The sequence below is a fragment of the Thioalkalivibrio paradoxus ARh 1 genome, assembly GCF_000227685.2.
Lineage (GTDB): Bacteria > Pseudomonadota > Gammaproteobacteria > Ectothiorhodospirales > Ectothiorhodospiraceae > Thioalkalivibrio > Thioalkalivibrio paradoxus.
The window spans coordinates 2,044,455-2,059,906 of the sequence record NZ_CP007029.1; the positions used below are offsets into that span (position 1 = coordinate 2,044,455).

General features: G+C 66.7%; 12 protein-coding genes, 1 tRNA gene and 1 pseudogene. 4 read left to right on the top strand and 10 right to left on the bottom strand.

All coding sequences use genetic code 11. The features are described 5' to 3' along the window. Window positions 1-129: 129 nt before the first annotated feature. Window positions 130-819, top strand: a complete 690-nt coding sequence (locus tag THITH_RS09315; protein WP_006747326.1) for a zinc metallopeptidase — start codon at window positions 130-132, stop codon at window positions 817-819. A 125-nt stretch (window positions 820-944) separates the two neighbouring features. Here the strand turns inward: THITH_RS09315 and minE are convergent, their stop codons facing one another. The 6 genes from minE to THITH_RS09345 form a co-directional block, all read right to left on the bottom strand. Next, the gene (minE, locus tag THITH_RS09320; protein ID WP_006747325.1) at window positions 945-1,199 is read right to left on the bottom strand and encodes a cell division topological specificity factor MinE; all 255 of its coding nucleotides are present in this window, start codon (window positions 1,197-1,199) and stop codon (window positions 945-947) included. Window positions 1,200-1,204: 5 nt separating this feature from the next. Beyond that, window positions 1,205-2,014, bottom strand: a complete 810-nt coding sequence (minD, locus tag THITH_RS09325; RefSeq protein WP_006747324.1) for a septum site-determining protein MinD — start codon at window positions 2,012-2,014, stop codon at window positions 1,205-1,207. A 41-nt stretch (window positions 2,015-2,055) separates the two neighbouring features. Continuing rightward, entirely contained in the window at window positions 2,056-2,796 is a 741-nt protein-coding gene (gene minC / locus THITH_RS09330) for a septum site-determining protein MinC (protein WP_006747323.1), read from the bottom strand. Window positions 2,797-2,978: 182 nt separating this feature from the next. After that, window positions 2,979-3,761 carry a DUF1295 domain-containing protein gene (locus THITH_RS09335; protein ID WP_006747322.1) on the bottom strand — a complete coding sequence of 261 codons (783 nt, stop codon included), beginning with the start codon at window positions 3,759-3,761 and terminating at the stop codon, window positions 2,979-2,981. A gap of 199 nt (window positions 3,762-3,960) precedes the next feature. Continuing rightward, window positions 3,961-6,705, bottom strand: coding sequence for a sensor domain-containing diguanylate cyclase (locus THITH_RS09340; RefSeq protein ID WP_006747321.1), 2,745 nt, complete (start codon window positions 6,703-6,705; stop codon window positions 3,961-3,963). Then, window positions 6,702-10,334, bottom strand: a complete 3,633-nt coding sequence (locus THITH_RS09345) for a hydantoinase B/oxoprolinase family protein (RefSeq protein WP_156925507.1) — start codon at window positions 10,332-10,334, stop codon at window positions 6,702-6,704. The genes THITH_RS09340 and THITH_RS09345 overlap by 4 nt, the downstream gene beginning before the upstream one ends. A 127-nt stretch (window positions 10,335-10,461) precedes the next feature. Here THITH_RS09345 and THITH_RS09350 point away from each other — a divergent pair, with 127 nt between their 5' ends. Continuing rightward, complete coding sequence (locus THITH_RS09350; RefSeq protein ID WP_025367435.1) at window positions 10,462-11,262, top strand: ceramidase domain-containing protein; 801 nt, start codon at window positions 10,462-10,464, stop codon at window positions 11,260-11,262. Between the two features lie 48 nt (window positions 11,263-11,310). Here THITH_RS09350 and THITH_RS09355 read toward each other — a convergent pair whose 3' ends face one another. Continuing rightward, complete coding sequence (locus tag THITH_RS09355) at window positions 11,311-11,529, bottom strand: hypothetical protein (protein ID WP_198019435.1); 219 nt, start codon at window positions 11,527-11,529, stop codon at window positions 11,311-11,313. Window positions 11,530-11,561: 32 nt separating this feature from the next. On the opposite strand from THITH_RS09355, the gene THITH_RS19245 reads away from it, so the two are divergent. Together THITH_RS19245 and THITH_RS19250 are read left to right on the top strand one after the other, a co-directional pair. Then, entirely contained in the window at window positions 11,562-11,753 is a 192-nt protein-coding gene (locus THITH_RS19245) for a hypothetical protein (RefSeq protein ID WP_084222711.1), read from the top strand. Continuing rightward, window positions 11,750-11,949, top strand: a pseudogene (locus tag THITH_RS19250) (hypothetical protein). The gene THITH_RS19245 and the pseudogene THITH_RS19250 overlap by 4 nt, the downstream one beginning before the upstream one ends. A gap of 446 nt (window positions 11,950-12,395) precedes the next feature. Here the strand turns inward: THITH_RS19250 and THITH_RS09360 are convergent. The 3 genes from THITH_RS09360 to THITH_RS09370 all read right to left on the bottom strand — a co-directional run bounded on the left by THITH_RS09360 (window position 12,396) and on the right by THITH_RS09370 (window position 15,287). Further along, window positions 12,396-13,289: a helix-turn-helix domain-containing protein gene (locus THITH_RS09360; protein WP_232222182.1), complete on the bottom strand. Its 894-nt coding sequence runs from the start codon at window positions 13,287-13,289 to the stop codon at window positions 12,396-12,398. Window positions 13,290-13,657: 368 nt separating this feature from the next. Then, window positions 13,658-15,250: an MFS transporter gene (locus THITH_RS09365; RefSeq protein WP_006747316.1), complete on the bottom strand. Its 1,593-nt coding sequence runs from the start codon at window positions 15,248-15,250 to the stop codon at window positions 13,658-13,660. Further along, window positions 15,211-15,287: transfer RNA gene (locus THITH_RS09370), tRNA-Val, on the bottom strand. Before THITH_RS09370 ends, THITH_RS09365 begins: the two co-directional genes overlap by 40 nt. Window positions 15,288-15,452 lie beyond the last annotated feature (165 nt).

Genomic DNA, 15,452 nt, shown 5'->3' on the forward strand with positions numbered 1-15,452 from the left:
ATCGTGGGGCTCGCAGCCCCGCTGTGCTCAAAATCGGACCGCCGGGCACGACCCGCACCGCGGCCGCGACGCCCCGACGGGCAGAGCGGGAAACGGCAGCCGCCATGGCCATCGGCTACCATCGCAGCCATGCTTCGGCTGCTGATCATTCTGGTGCCTCTGCTGATCCTTGCGACCTACGGGCCAGGCTGGTGGGTGCGCCGTACCCTTGCCAAATACAGCCAGCCGGAGGAGCGCTACCAGGGCAGCGGCGGCGAGCTGGCCCGCCACCTGCTGAACCAACGCGGTCTGCACCAGGTCGCGGTCGAGGTGACCGAAAGTGGCGACCACTACGACCCGGAGGACCGCGCGGTGCGCCTGACCTCCGGGAACTACCACGGCCGCTCGCTGACCGCGGTAACGGTAGCCGCACACGAGGTGGGCCACGCGATCCAGCACGCGGAGGGCTATGCGCCGCTGCGGCTGCGCGGCGAGCTGGTGCGCTGGGCGGCCAGCGGCCAGCGGCTGGGTGCGTTTCTGATGCTCGCGATCCCGGTGATCACGATTCTGACCCGGCACCCCGCGCCAGGCGCAATGTTCCTGCTCGCCGGCCTGCTGTCGATGGGGCTGGCCGCGATCGTGCACCTGGTGACGCTGCCCACGGAACTCGACGCCAGCTTCAACCGCGCCCTCCCCATCCTGCGCGACGGCGGGTACCTCTATGAAACCGACTACCCGCACGCGCAGCGCATCCTGAAGGCCGCCGCCTATACCTATGTCGCGCAATCGCTGATGAGCCTGCTGAACATCTGGGCCTGGCTGCGCTTCCTGCGCCGGTAACGAGCCTCGCTACGGCGCCGACTGTCCCGTCGCCCGCAGAGCCGGCATGCCGGCGGTCCATCGCGGGTATGCGGCAGCGCAGCGTGCTGCGCCCGGAGCGCGCAACGGGCACGGCCGAACGGCGGTCAGCCCTTGTCGGGCAGGGTGATGTTCAGTTCGAGGATCTCGCAGTCGCCTTCGCGCTCGAGGTTCATTTGCACCGCCTCGTCGTCCACATGCACGTACTTGCGGATGACCGAGAGGATCTCGCGGTGCAGTGCCGGCAGGTAGTCGGGGCCCGAGCGGTGCGCGCGCTCCCGGGCCACGATGATCTGCAGCCGTTCCTTCGCGACCGATGCGGATTTCGGTTTCGGCGAGCGGAAGTAATCGAAAATGCCCATGCCGTTCAACCCCCGAACAGGCGTCCGAAGAAGCCCTTCTTTTGCATGGTGATGAAGCGGTACGGGCGGTCCTCGCCCAGGAAACGCGCCACTGCGTCAAGGTAGGCTTGGCCCGCGTCCGAAACGTCGTCCATGACCACCGGCACGCCGGAGTTCGAGGCATTCAGGACCGCCTGCGACTCGGGGATCACGCCGAGCATGTCGATCGACAGAATGTCCTGTACGTCTTCGATGCTCAGCATCTCGCCCTTCAGCACGCGTTCCGGCGAGTAGCGTGTCAGCAGCAGACGCGCCGGAATCGCACCCTCGCCCTGCTCGGCCCGGCGCGTCTTGCTGGACAGGATTCCCAGCATGCGGTCGGAGTCGCGCACGCTCGAGACCTCGGGGTTGGTGACCACGACCGCCTCGTCGGCATAGTACGCGGCCATCAGCGCGCCACGTTCGATCCCGGCGGGGCTGTCGCAGATCACGAAGTCGAATTCCTGCGCCAGCTCGGTCAATACCCGTTCGACGCCTTCGGGCGTCAGCGCTTCCTTGTCCCGCGTCTGCGAAGCCGGGAGGATGAACAGGTTGTCGGTGCGCTTGTCCTTGATCAGCGCCTGGCGCAGATTCGCATCGCCGTTGATCACGTTGACGAAGTCGTACACGACCCGGCGCTCGCACCCCATTACCAGGTCGAGATTGCGCAGGCCGACGTCGAAGTCGACGACGGCAGTCTTGTGACCCTCCAGGGCCAGACCGGTCGCCAGCGCCGCCGAGGTGGTGGTCTTGCCCACCCCTCCCTTGCCCGAGGTAATCACTACAACGCGTGCCATAAAGCCTGCATCTCCTTAACCACGAGACGGGTTCGAACCGTCTAGATTTCTGCGATGTCGATCGTTTCGCCCGACAGCGTCACCAGCCGGTTCTCGCCGCGCTCGCTGTCGAGAATGTCTTCCGCGATGCGGTAGTGCCCGGCGATCGACACCAGTTCCGCATCCAGCCGGCGGCAGAAGATGGTGGCCGACGCAAGCCCGCGCACACCCGCAAGCGCCCGCCCCCGAAGGGTGCCGTAAATGTGGATATGCCCATCCGCCAAAATCTCGGCCCCGGCCGACACGGCACCGGTGATGATCAAATCCCCGCCGCGCGCGTAAATCTGCTGCCCGGAGCGCACGTGCTGCGTAACCACACGGGTGGGCGTGTGCACCGCTGGCGCCGCCACCGGTTGCGGAGCCTCCGGCCGGGGTTCCGCCGCCGGGCGACTCCGGGCAACCGGCTCGGGCGCAGCACGCCCGCCCAGCACCAGCAATGGCAGCCCACTCGCTGCCGCCAATCCCTCGGGCACCGCTGCGCTCTGCTGCAGGCCGATCAGTTTGAATCCCTGCCGCCGGATTTGTTCCAGTACCACCAGCAGATCCGCAACCGGCAGCGCTGCGAGCGCCGCGAGGTCGACCACGACCGGCATGTCGTGCATCAGATCGGGTGCCTCGGCCATGCGCTCGCCAAGCGCCGCTTCAAGGGCCTCGCGATCGGCGGTGTGCAGTCGCAGGACCGACACCAGCATCATGCGCCCCTTCAGCTCGATCGCGTGCACGCTGCCGGCCCCTGCGCTCATTGCTTCACCTGGCCGGGCCATCTTTCACCGGGGAGAACCGTTCCTGGAAATCGGGGAAATCGAACATCGGCGCATTGTAGCCTTTCCCGGCGCTCGCAGCATACGCCATGCCCGCATGCGGGCACCCCCGTTCCCGCTCGAAACCGCGACTACGATCGCAGAAACCGTGTTCCGTCGCTGGATCAGCGGCGCACGGGCCCCGGGATCAAGGCGTTGGTCTGGCGCGCATACTCCCGGTACCCGGGGCGGGTTTCGGCGAGGCGGCGATCGAGCAGTGCCACGCCAGAGACGCGCAGGATCAGAAAGACCATCAACGCCACGCCAGGGAGAGCCCACCAACCGCCGAACGCGAGTCCGATCAGGCCAAAGCCCAGCCAGACCACGACTTCGCCAAAGTAATTCGGATGCCGACTGAATCGCCACAGGCCCCGGTCCATTACCTGCCCCCGGTTGCCTGCATCCCGTTTGAACCAGGCCAGCTGCCAGTCGGCCACACTCTCGTAGACGAATCCGAACAGCCAGACCGCCCAGCCCAGCCAGACCAGCGGCCAGAACAGAGAATCGCCCAGGACGCTCGCCAGTATCGGGAGCGCAATCACCGCGAGCAGCGACGCCTGCAGCCAGAAGATCGTGACCAGGCTGCGCCGCGCGAACGCAGGGTCGGACCGACCCGCGCGCATCTCGGTGTATCGGGCGTCCTCGCCGTGTCCCCAGTTGCGCCAGGTGATGTGCGCCGACAGGCGCACGCCCCACAGAATCACCGGCACCAGCATCACCCAGGCGTTCAATGGCCTACCGGCCAGCCACCACCAAAGCAGCGCGACCCATATGAACCCAAGCCCCCAGAAACGGTCGACGAGACTCGCATCCCGCCGGGGTACGCTAAATGCCCAGACCAGGGTCATCAATGCCAGCGACGCCAGCAGCCCCCAGAAGAACAGGCTCCAGCCGTCAGCCGCCGTCATCACAGCCGCCCCGGGTGGTCGATCGTCTCGCGCATGCCGCCTCCTGGAATCGTCTCAGCATGGACCCACCCGGGCCCCGGCGGGTTCCCGGCGATCGCGGACCCACCGGTGGCGACACCGGCACACCCTTTTGGCGCCACGCCCTCCCCTGTAGCCCTCCAGGTCGAAGGCTACGCTGCACCGTTGCCCGAAAGGACGTTCAGTTTGCGGCAGCGGCAGCAACCGGGCGCATGACGACCCGGTCGCGGCCTGCCGCCTTGGCTGCGTACATCGCTTCGTCGGCCTCGCGCAGCAGCTCGGGAACCGTGACGTCGACGCCCGCGAACATCTGCACCCCGATGCTCGGCGTCACGCAATAGGGCTGGCCATTGAGTGTCACCGGCGCGGACAGCGCGGATCGAAGCTTTTCCGCGATTTGCCGCGCCTGCACACCGGCCTCGCCGCCATCCCGGCTGAGCGGCGCCACGATCACCACGAATTCGTCGCCGCCGAAGCGCGCAACGGTGTCACTCTGGCGGACTTGAACACGCAGGCGTTGCGCGACCTCCTTCAGCAACAGATCGCCCTGTTCGTGTCCGAAGGTGTCGTTCAGATCCTTGAATCGGTCCAGATCGATGAACATCAAAGCTCCGTGGCAACGGTTGCGCCGGCTGGAAACCAGCGCCTGCTGCAGGCGGTCCAGCAGCAGGCGGCGGTTCGGCAGGCCGGTCAGCGCGTCGTGGAACGCCAGCGCCCGAATCGCTTCCTCGCGGTGGCGACGCTCGGTCACGTCCTCCAGTGTCCCGAACACACCGGCCAGACAATCCTCGGCGTCCCACCCGGCTCGGGCAGTAATCTCGAGCCAGCGGTAGCGGCCATCCCGACTCTGCCATCGAAACTGGCCGTGGCTGTGCTCGCCTTGCGCCACCACCAGCCCGTCGAGCATTGCCTGCAAGCCGTCCCGGTCCTCCTCTTGCACGTAATCGAGCAGGCGGGTGCCAAGGCTTTCCGCCACCGGAAACCCGGTGACCACTTCCCAGGCTGTGTTCAGAAAGACAATCCGACCGTCGTTGTCGATCTGGAACGCGATTTCCCGAATATTGTCGACGACCTGCCGGTAACGGCTCTCGCTCTGACTCAGTTCCGCCGTACGTGCCATCACCTGGGCCTCCAGCCGCGCCCGCCGGTGGATCAGGAACTGCACCAGCGTGGCGGCAAGCAGCGTCAGGAGCGCGCCGAGCAGTGCCGTCGACCAGCCGATACGCGGCGGATTCGCGGCACGGTATTCGGGAGTGGCGCGGACCTGCAGCGCATACGCCCGACCGAACACGAACAGCGGTTGCGTGAGCGCGAACCGGTCGCTCCCGGGCCAGCCACCCTGCAGCGGCTCGCTCATGGGCTCCAACCGGGACGACGACGAGGCCAAATACAGGGGACGGCTGCCGGGCTCGAGCTGGTAGAGCTCGATAACCACCGGCGCATGGGCCATACGTTCCTGCGTGACCATCGAACGCAATAGCTCCTCCACACGCATCGCCATGATCACGATCCCGCGGGTCGCGAAATTGGCGTCGCCCCCCCGTACCAGATCGTCTTGCGCCGGCCGCGGCACCGGCGCGTAGGCGAACACCACGTCGTCGCCGGCGTCGGCGGTGGGCACCACCGACGTGGCGCTGGGGAGCCCGGTATGCCGCAACAGCGTGATCCCCTGCTCGCGCGCGGGCTCGGACGCCAGGTCGAACCCGATCAGGGAGTGGAACCGGTCCGGTTCGACCCAGCGCAGCGGGAAATGCGTATCCCGCATCGAGAGGGGTTGGGGCCGGCCGTCGGCGTCGGTTTCGAACACCTGGAAATCCCCGCCCTGCTGTTCCCGGACCGTCGCCTCGAAGGCCGGCAACTCGTCGCGGGAAATCCGGGGCCCCCAGCCAGCCCCAACCACGTGAAGCTTCGACAGCAGCGCACGCGAAAGCATGCGGAAGCTCTGCGCATCCATGGTTTCCATCTGTTCCAGCGCATCTGCCAGCGCCTGAAACTGGTGATCCCGCAACGTGTGGAATTCCTGGATCACGCGAACCGCCTTGGCTTCTCCGAGCAGCGTGAACTGCGCGTGCTGGGCGCGCGCCTCGACCGCATGCAAGGTCAGCGACGCGATCAGCGTCAACGCCAGTCCGAACACCACGGCCAGCCAGACCTCGACATTGTGCAGCCCCCAGCGCTGCCCCGACGACACGCGGTCGCGGCTCAGGACGACACTCCAGCCACCCAGCACGATGGCCAGCAGAGCGAACACGGCGACCCAGACCATGGCCCGGGCCCGGTAAACCTCTTCCAACCAGTCCTCGGCCTCGATATCGATCCCGACTGCGATCAATACCTCGCCGCTGGCCGGGTCCGTGACCGGAACCAATGCCGTGACGAAGCTCCCGAACTCGTCGGCATAGGGCCCGGTCGTGTACCCACGTCCCTCGGCAAACACGCGGGCCACCTCGTCGGGAGGCTCCAGATACGGCGTTCCCGGAGGCGAGTACTGTGGGTCGGTGGCAGCGTAGGACTCGGGGCCGAACAACGGCTGACCGTCGCGCAAGGCGATCGTGTAGATGCCGCGCACCCCGGAGACCTCGTGATACGCAATCAGTTGCTGCCGAATGCGCTCGTAGGGCGCGGTGCCGGCGTCGGATGCGTCGAACGCCAGCATCGCCACCCGTTCCGGATTCACGGTTCGAGCGATGGCCACGGCCTTGGCGAGCAGCTGGCGCTGCAGGTCGGAATCCACACCCTTGGCCCACCAGTGGTCCGCCCAGAAACCGCCAACCGCCAGCATCACCGCCCCGATGAGCAGAAACACGGCCTGGTCCAGCCAATGCGCGCGCTGCACCTCCGACGCCGACTCGCTCGAACCCGCCGCCCCCTGCGGGTCTGGCCGCCTGCGGCGTAGCGGCAGCAGATTCACGGGCCACCAACTCATGGCCGTTCGGGCCTTCCGTATCCACCCCCGCCGGGCGTCTCGAGGACGACGCAATCCCCGGCCCCGACCTGGCGCCGGTCGCAGGAATCCAGCACCTCGACCGCCCCGTTCGCGCGTTCGATCCGGGTGCTGCCGGTTGCGCCGGGCGCGCCTCCAGCCAGCCCGAACGGGGGCACCCGACGGCGGTTCGCCAGCACCACGAATTCCATCTCCTCGAGAAAGCGCAGGCGCCGGACCACGCCGTTGCCGCCCCGGTCACGGCCGTCTCCGCCCGAGCCGCGCCTCAGCCCGAACGCCTCGACGCGGATCGGGAAGCGGCTCTCCAGCACCTCCGGGTCGGTCAGGCGCGAGTTGGTCATATGCGTCTGTACGGCATCGGCGCCGGGAAAGCCGGGACCTGCGCCGGCACCGCCACAAACCGTTTCGTAGTACTGGTACCGGTGGTTGCCGAAGGTCAGGTTGTTCATGGTGCCCTGGGCAGCCGCCAGCTCGCCGAGCGCGCCATAGAGAGCGTCGGTGATCACCTGCGAGGTCTCGACGTTGCCCGCCACCACGGCCGCCGGAGCGCGCGGCGCGAGCATGCAGTCGTCGGGCATCACGATGTCGATCGGCTCCAGGCAGCCCTCGTTCAGCGGAATCTCGTCGTCGATCAGGGTCCGGAACACATACAGCACTGCGGCGCGAGCCACTGCCGACGGGGCATTGAAATTGTCCGCACGGATCGCGCTGGTTCCGCCGAAATCGACCCGGACACGCTCCCGTTCCCGGTCGATCTCCACCCGCACGCAGACGACCGCGCCATTGTCCAGCGCATAGCGGAAGGATCCCGGACGCAGCCGGGGAATCACCCTGCGGACCGCCAGCGCGGCGTTCTCCTGTACATGCCGCATATAGGCGCGAACGGTGGCGGTGCCATACTCGCCGACCATCCGGCGCAGTTCCTCGACTCCGCGCGCATTGGCCGCAACCTGGGCCTGCAGGTCCGTCAGGTTCTGCTCCGGGTCGCGCGCCGGCCACGGGCCTCGCGCCAGCCGCTCCCGGATCTCGGCGGTGCGGAACCGGCCTCCGCGCACCAGGCACATCGGTTCGATCAGCACCCCTTCCTCGTATACCGATTGCGAAAACGCCGGCATCGATCCCGGGCTCATGCCGCCGATGTCGGCATGGTGGCCGCGTGAGGCGACGTGGAACAGGATTTCCTGGCCGTCGTCCGAGAACACCGGCGTCACCACCGTGATGTCGGGGAGGTGGGTTCCGCCCCGGTAGGGGTCGTTCAGCACATAGACGTCCCCCGGCGTCATCTCGGGCCCGAATCGTGCCAACACCGCGCGCACGCTGGTGCCCATCGAACCCAGGTGCACCGGCATGTGCGGCGCGTTCGCGACCAGCCCGCCGCCGGCGTCGAACAGCGCACAGGAGAAATCCAGCCGTTCCTTGATATTCACCGAATGCGCGGTGTTCTGCAGCGTGTAGCCCATTTGCTCGGCGATCGACATGAACAGGCTGTTGAAGACTTCGAGTTGCCCGGGATCACAGTCCGTTCCCACCCGGCGCCGCGGTGGGGACGACTCGCTGCGGCACAGCACCAGCACCCCCTCGGCCTGGACCTCGGCTCGCCAGCCGGGATCGACGATCAGCGTCGCGGTGTCCTCGATCACGATGGCCGGCCCGGTCAGGGTCTGCCCCCACTGCAGCGATTCGCGCCGAAACAGCGGCACCGGGCCGGTGACGCCCCGGAAGCAGGCGTCGACCCGGGCCACCGGCTGCGGATCGCCCGCTGCGGGGCGGGAGGCGTCGAGGGCCGGTTGCGACCCGCGGGCCGCGGCCACGGCCTCCACCACACAGGTGGCGGCGACCAGCGGACGGTCCTCGAGTACAAAGCCGAAGCGTTCGCGATGCCCCTGTCGAAACGCGGCGCGCATTTCGGAAGGCGTTCCGAACGGCACACCCAGCGCGGTGTCGGAGCCCTGGTAGCGGATCTGCACCGTGGTCACTACCGTGATCCCGGCATGCCCCAGCGCCTGCGCCTCGAGTTCCGCCACCGCGGCCTCGCGCAGCTGCGCGATGCAGCCTTGGATACGATCACCGGCATCGAGCTCGGCCAGCGGATACTCGAGGCTCTGTTCACGCAGCGCACGCACCTCGGCGATGCCCATGCCCCAGGCCGACAATACCCCGCCGAGCGGGTGCAGCAGCACTTCGCGCATTCCGAGGGCATCGGCCACCTGGCAGGCGTGCTGCCCCCCCGCGCCACCGAAGCACACCAGCGCATATTGCTGAACGTCGTGCCCGCGCTGAACCGAGATCTTCTTGATCGCCTGGGCCATGTGCGCAACCGCGATTTCGAGAAACGCCTCCGCTACCTCCTCCGCAGTGCGCCGGGGGCCACCACGGGCGGCGATCTCTGCGACGAGTTCGGCGAACAGCGCCTGCACCCGCGATCGGTCCAGCGGCTCGTCCTGGCGCGCCCCGAACACGGCCGGGAAATAACCGGGCTGCAGCCGCCCGAGCAGCACATTGCAGTCGGTGACGGTCAGCGGCCCACCGCGACGGTAGCTTGCGGGCCCGGGATCCGCACCGGCGGATTCCGGCCCGACCCGCAGGCGCAGCCCGTCGAACCAGCAGATCGATCCACCCCCCGCAGCGACCGTGTGAATATCCAGCATCGGGGCGCGCAGCCGTACGCCGGCGACCTGGGTCTCGTAGACCCGATCGAGTTCCCCGGCGTAATGGGCGACGTCGGTCGAGGTTCCACCCATGTCGAACGCGATGATCCGCTTGAATCCCGCCCGGTGCGCGACCTCGCGGGCACCGATTACGCCCCCGGCCGGTCCCGAGAGGATCGCGTCCCGCCCCTGGAACAGCCGCGCATCGGTCAACCCCCCGCTGGACTGCATGAACTGCAGGCGCACCTCCCCCAATGCCGACGACACTCGGTCCACGTAGCGCCGCAGGATCGGCGACAGGTAGGCATCCACGGTCGTGGTGTCGCCGCGCCCCACCAGCTTGATCAGCGGGCTCGTCTCGTGACTCACCGACACCTGGCGGAACCCCAGCGAACGGGCAAGGGCCGCGATCGCGCGTTCGTGTGCCGGATACCGATACCCGTGCAGGCACACGACCGCGACGCAGTGCAGGCCATCGGCCAGCGCGCGCTGCAGCCTGGGCCTCAGCTCCGCCAGGTCCGGCGGCTCCAGCACCGTACCGTCCGCGGCGACCCGCTCGCTGACCTCTTCCACGCGGCTGTACAGCAGTTCCGGCAACTCGATCCTGCGGGCGAAAATGTCAGGGCGGGCCTGGTACCCGATGCGCAGTGCATCGCCGAATCCCCGCGTGATCACCAGCAGTGTCGGTTCGCCCTTGCGCTCCAGCAGCGCATTGGTTGCGACCGTAGTGCCCATCTTGACCGCCGAGATCGCGCCGGAAGGCAGGGGTTGGCCGGCGTCGAGGCCCAGTACGTCCCGGATTCCCTGGACCGCTGCATCGGCATAGGCCTCTGGATTCTCGGACAGCAGCTTGCGCGTCACCAGGCGGCCATCCGGCGCCTGTGCAACGACATCGGTGAAGGTTCCGCCGCGGTCGATCCAGAATTGCCAGCCGTTGGCCGCCACCTGGCCGTGTTCCCTCATCGCCAACGTTGAACTCCTCTCATTGATGCACCTTCTACCAGAACCCCCGGAACTGCAAAAGGTCGGCTGCACTCCAGCCGAGGCAGGATTGCGCCAGGAGCACGGCAACGGCGAGCGAATGTCTATCATGGACGGAATGAAACCCGACTGGCGCGTTTTCCCGATCCTCATCGCCGTCGCGTCACTCATTGGCGGGGCCGCCTTGCTCCCGGCGATTCCGCAACCGGAGGAATACCATCGGTTCGCGGCAACGGCGACTGTGTTCGGCGTTCCCCATTTCGCGGACGTGATCTCCAACCTGCCCTTTCTGCTGGTGGGGATCGCCGGCCTCGCCTGGACCTGGCGCCAGCGCGGCCAGTCCAGCGGCCCGTTCATCCGCGCGTCCGAGCGTTGGCCCTATATCGTGCTGTTCGGCGCCATCGCGCTGGTCGGCATCGGGTCCGCGTATTATCACTGGGCGCCGACCAACGAACGCCTGTTCTGGGATCGCTTGCCGATGAGCATCGCCTTCATGGCGATCTTCGCCGCGATCCTCAGCGAACGCATCGAGTATCGGCTGGGACTCGCTGCCCTACCCGGGCTCGTGCTCGCCGGCGTTGCTGCCACGACCTACTGGCTGTTCAGCGAACGCGCCGGCGCAGGCGATCTGCGGCTCTACCTGCTGGTGCAGGCGGTGCCGATCGTGATCGGCCCGCTGCTGATCCTGCTGTACGGAAGCCGCTACGACCGCGGTCGCGATTTCGTGATCGCCGCGGGCTGGTATCTGCTCGCGCTGCTGGCCGAATCACTCGACCATACACTGCACGCGCTGACCGAAGGATGGCTGAGCGGGCATACCCTGAAGCACCTGCTCGCCGCCGTGGCCGTGTACTGGCTGCTGCGCATGCTCCGGCTACGCCGTACGCTGGACCGCCCCCAGCGGCCATGACCCAGGGCCCGACCCGGGGCGCCGGCCCCACACGGCTGTTTGCGCGCCCTACTGCCCGGCCGCCTCCATCCGATCCCTCGCCGCGTCGTCCATGATGCGCCGCATCTCGCGTTCGAAGGCCGGCAAATCCTGAACATGCCGAGGCACCTGCGATGCAGGCTGTTCGGTCCCAGCACCCGGCACGCGGGCGCCCGGACCCGCTACCCCACCCCATTGGCGTGCCACCAGCAGGGCCAGCACGAGCAACACCAGCATCATCATGATCACGCGCAAGAACCACCCTCTTGCATTCCGTTAGCGTGAAAGTCACGGCCTGTCTCGTGTTCCGGGCCACCCGTAGGGCGGAAAAGCGCAGCGTCATCCGCCACTCGGCGTTCGCAGTGCCCAGGCACCCGCAGCACCCCGGGCGCCGGATGGCGGATGACGGCCTTCGGCCTTTTCCGCCCTACGCCTCTTTCATCATCGGGGGTGCCTCACCCCCGATGGCATGACAGTTAGCGTGAAAGTCACGGCCTGTCTCGTGCCCCGGGCGACCCGTAGGGCGGAAAAGCGCAGCGTCATCCGCCGTTCGCAGTGCCCAGGCGCCCGCTGCAATCCGAGCGCCAGCTGCCGGATGACGGCCTTCGGCCTTTTCCGCCCTACGCCTCTTTCATCATCGGGGGTGGCTGCCCGCACCATGACAGTTAGCATCTTCATTGCGCCGAACCGGATCCCGGCTCGCCCGGCAGCAGACTGCTTACCGCGCAGGAATGCACCAACATGCTACTCCGGCGATTGCAATCCCGCAGCACAAGCGGCAAGGACCTGCTGCAGCGGAACTGCGAACAGCATGGCGAAACCCGGACCCATTCAAAGGAACCGCTGGGGTCAGGTCTTGCAAAAGCACGTTGGTTATCGCTTTGCAAGACCTGACCCCATCACGAACTCCGCTACCTGTCCAAAAGATATAACCACGCACCACAAAAGTGCGACGGATTTCCCAAAAAAGGTTGAATTCTGCTACCGAAATCGAGGACACTGCACCGGTCGCAACGAACGGTAATCATGGACGAGCCGGCGATTACGGACGATGCCCAATCAGGTCGGTACCGTGCGACTGGGGCTCCGGGGGCTTCGTGCTCCTGGGGCCTTTCCTATTCCTCGTGAGAATCGGCGCCCCCCGGCGACCGTTCCGCTGCCCCGGTTACACCGCCCCCGTTCGATGCCGCCCGATGGTTCCGTACTGCCCGGCTCACGGTGGAATAGTGCACACCGAACCGTTCGGCGATCTCGCGCATCGTATAACCGCCGGAGAGGTAAGCCTCGGCCATAGCACGTCGCCGATCCGGGATTCTCTCGTATTCTTCCCACGACGGGGTAAGTGCCTTGCGGTGAATCCGCGGCACCTCGCTGAAATCAGGGCCTGAAGAGAATCCATTCCGAACGGCGGTGAGGAATGCCGAGCTCCCGAGTACTACCGGCGCACGCCGCGTGCCCGTCAGGTCCGAAGCCGAGAGCCCCTGCTCCAGGAAGCTCAGGAACGCTGCTCGCGCGGCATCCGTGTTGTCGCCGAAGTGGTCCGCGAGCCATCCGGTGTCGAGCCAGGGCGGCGCGGCCTGGCGCCCGATCGTGGCGGCAAGGCTGCTCCAACGCCAATCGGACACCCGCTCGACGAACCCGGTGCGCACCGGGGCCAGCACGGCGTCGCGGACAGCCTGTGCCAGAAAGCGGTCCTTTTCCAAAAGGACCGCATCATAGCGCCCGCGGAAAACGTGCCCTGTACGGTCATGGCGGCGATTGAGCCGTTGGGTATACACCCCGTTGAGGTGTCGCATCCCTCTGGAAAGATTCGCTTCGCGCGTTTCCACCACCAGTCGGTAGCGATCGTGCAACTGGCACCAAGCGAAACAGCACCAGTGAAAACGGCTACAAACCTCGCCAAGAAGCTCCAGCCAGGACTGCCGGTCCTCGGCATCGAGATAAACCGGATCTCGCGCGTTACCCCGAGTGCCGACGTGATACACCCCACCCTCGACCTCAATCCGCAATGGTCTTGCCATGCCTCAGATCATCCTTTCCGAGCCGCGTCACCATCCTGTCGGACCAAGACGCAGTTTGGGCGTCTACGGGATGCAAAGCCCCCGGCGCCAGCCTGATAGAAATTTTCGCTACGGACCCAACATACATCAGGCGCAGCCGATACCCAATATTCCCTTACCGGCTCGATTCGCGAGGAGTGTGCCTGGAGCCACTGGAAGCAGTGATGCATCCACCGATGCGACGACTCGATGCCCACCCGGAGCGAGGCCCACCGGGCCCGGGGCCAATCACTCGCGACACGCGAGCGTTCCCCGCCGTTGCCCCAACCCTGGCATCACGCCGCGTTCGAGCGGCCCCTCTGCGCAACCGTTCCCGCTCAGGCGTTCGCGTGCGGAAGCCGAACACGCAGGGTCGCGACCAGCGCTGCCAGAAACAGCAGCATGCAGAACAGGATGGCATTCGCCAACCCCAGCCAGAGTTGCAGCAGGCCGATCCCGATCAAACCGAAAATGGCGGCGGCCTTGGCCGCCAGACCCCAGAATCCGAACCAGCGTCCCGCCTCCTCTCGCGGCACCATCAGGGCCACGAGCGCGCGGCCTGCAGACTGTGCCGAGCCCAGACACAGCCCTGCGATCGCACCCACATACAGAAAGACCTGCTGGGGTTCGACCGTGCGGTCCAGCACCGCAGTCAGCCACTCGGCCAGCCGCGGGGTCAGGAAGATCGCCAGCACCGCGATCGTCCACAGCAGCAGCGTGAACCGGTATACCCGTACCGGGCCCACGCGATCCTGCAGCCAGCCGAAACCCAGCGCGCCCACAGCGGCCGTGACCTGCGTGATCACGAACATCGCCACCCGCGTGGACTCGTCCCAACGGATCACCTGAGAGCCGTAGATGAACGTGAACGCAATGACGATGTAAATCCCGGCCATCACGAAGAACACCGACAGGAACAGATCCCGCAGCCCCGGCCGGTCGCTCAGGGTGCTCAGGCTGCGCGCCACCCGGCGAAACCCGAGGCTCAACTGCAGCCGCCTATCGACCCGCCGCCGCGGCCCGCGCTCGCGCAGGAACAGGAAGGTTGGGAGCGCAGCGACCAGGAAGAAAGCCGCTGCGAACGGTCCTACCCAGCGGATTCGCTCGAAATTGTCGGCCGACACGTCTCCCAGCAGGCCGAGGGCGAAGGCCGTCGCGAACAGCCCGCCCAGATATCCCAGCGCCCAGCCAAGCCCCGAGACCCAGCCCAGGCGGTCGGGGGGTGCCAGGTCGGGGAGGAAACTGGCGATGAACGACTCGCCGATCGCATAACCGAAATTCGAGATCACAATCAGGACCATGCCCAGCGCCACCAGCCCCGGCTCGACCCAGTACAGCATCGCCGTGGTGACCACGGTGAGCAGCCAGGACATGAGAAGGAAGCGTTTGCGCGAGCGGGTCGCGTCCATGATCGAGCCCGCCACCGGGGCCGCAAGCAGCACGAGCAGGTAGCTGACCGCCAGCGCCAGGCTCCACAGAAGATTGCCCAGCCGGTAGTCCGGCGCATCCCCCACGATGACCCGAGTGAACAGATCCCCGAAGATGACCGTGATGATCAACAGCGTGTAGGCCTGGTTGGCGAAATCGAACATCGCCCAGCCGAAGATCTCGCGGCGCTTCACCTGTGTGACGGGGGCGATGGCGGTCTCCTGTGCCCTGCGTAGGGCGCGGCCGAAATGCCCGGAGTGTACCTTGCCCCGGCCACTGCACTGAATACCGGCTGAGGCCGAGGCGCACGCACGGCGCTCGGGCCTACACTCCCGCGCATCGGTAGCGAGTTGGCCCAGGTCTTGAAACCGCGTGGCGGTGGCGGGGAACTGCCCGAACGCAGACCCCAAAACCGAAACGGCAACCCGAAGTGCCCTGCGGGTTGCCGTTCTCGTTGGCTGTTTGGTAGGCGCGATTGGACTCGAACCAACGACCCCCACCATGTCAAGGTGGTGCTCTAACCAACTGAGCTACGCGCCTGTCTCGGACAGGGCGCAGATTCTACCGCCTTCGCGCTCGGTGTCAAAGCATTCGTAACGGATGGCCGCTCGGCAACGGCCGGACTCACGAGCCTTTCTCTTGAGAAATCAAACAAAAAAACAAAATTAAATCATTACGTTACCATGGATCCAACGTGCTGCGCCG

What these genes read in the sequence shown, in the direction of transcription:
- minD (WP_006747324.1), bottom strand. Translation starts at nt 2,014, where the DNA reads ATGGCACGCGTTGTAGTGATTACCTCGGGCAAGGGAGGGGTGGGCAAG.
- THITH_RS09345 (WP_156925507.1), bottom strand. Translation starts at nt 10,334, where the DNA reads ATGAGGGAACACGGCCAGGTGGCGGCCAACGGCTGGCAATTCTGGATC.
- THITH_RS09335 (WP_006747322.1), bottom strand. Translation starts at nt 3,761, where the DNA reads ATGACGGCGGCTGACGGCTGGAGCCTGTTCTTCTGGGGGCTGCTGGCG.
- THITH_RS09350 (WP_025367435.1), top strand. Translation starts at nt 10,462, where the DNA reads ATGGACGGAATGAAACCCGACTGGCGCGTTTTCCCGATCCTCATCGCC.
- THITH_RS09315 (WP_006747326.1), top strand. Translation starts at nt 130, where the DNA reads ATGCTTCGGCTGCTGATCATTCTGGTGCCTCTGCTGATCCTTGCGACC.
- THITH_RS09365 (WP_006747316.1), bottom strand. Translation starts at nt 15,250, where the DNA reads ATGGTGGGGGTCGTTGGTTCGAGTCCAATCGCGCCTACCAAACAGCCA.
- minC (WP_006747323.1), bottom strand. Translation starts at nt 2,796, where the DNA reads ATGAGCGCAGGGGCCGGCAGCGTGCACGCGATCGAGCTGAAGGGGCGC.
- minE (WP_006747325.1), bottom strand. Translation starts at nt 1,199, where the DNA reads ATGGGCATTTTCGATTACTTCCGCTCGCCGAAACCGAAATCCGCATCG.
- THITH_RS09340 (WP_006747321.1), bottom strand. Translation starts at nt 6,705, where the DNA reads ATGAGTTGGTGGCCCGTGAATCTGCTGCCGCTACGCCGCAGGCGGCCA.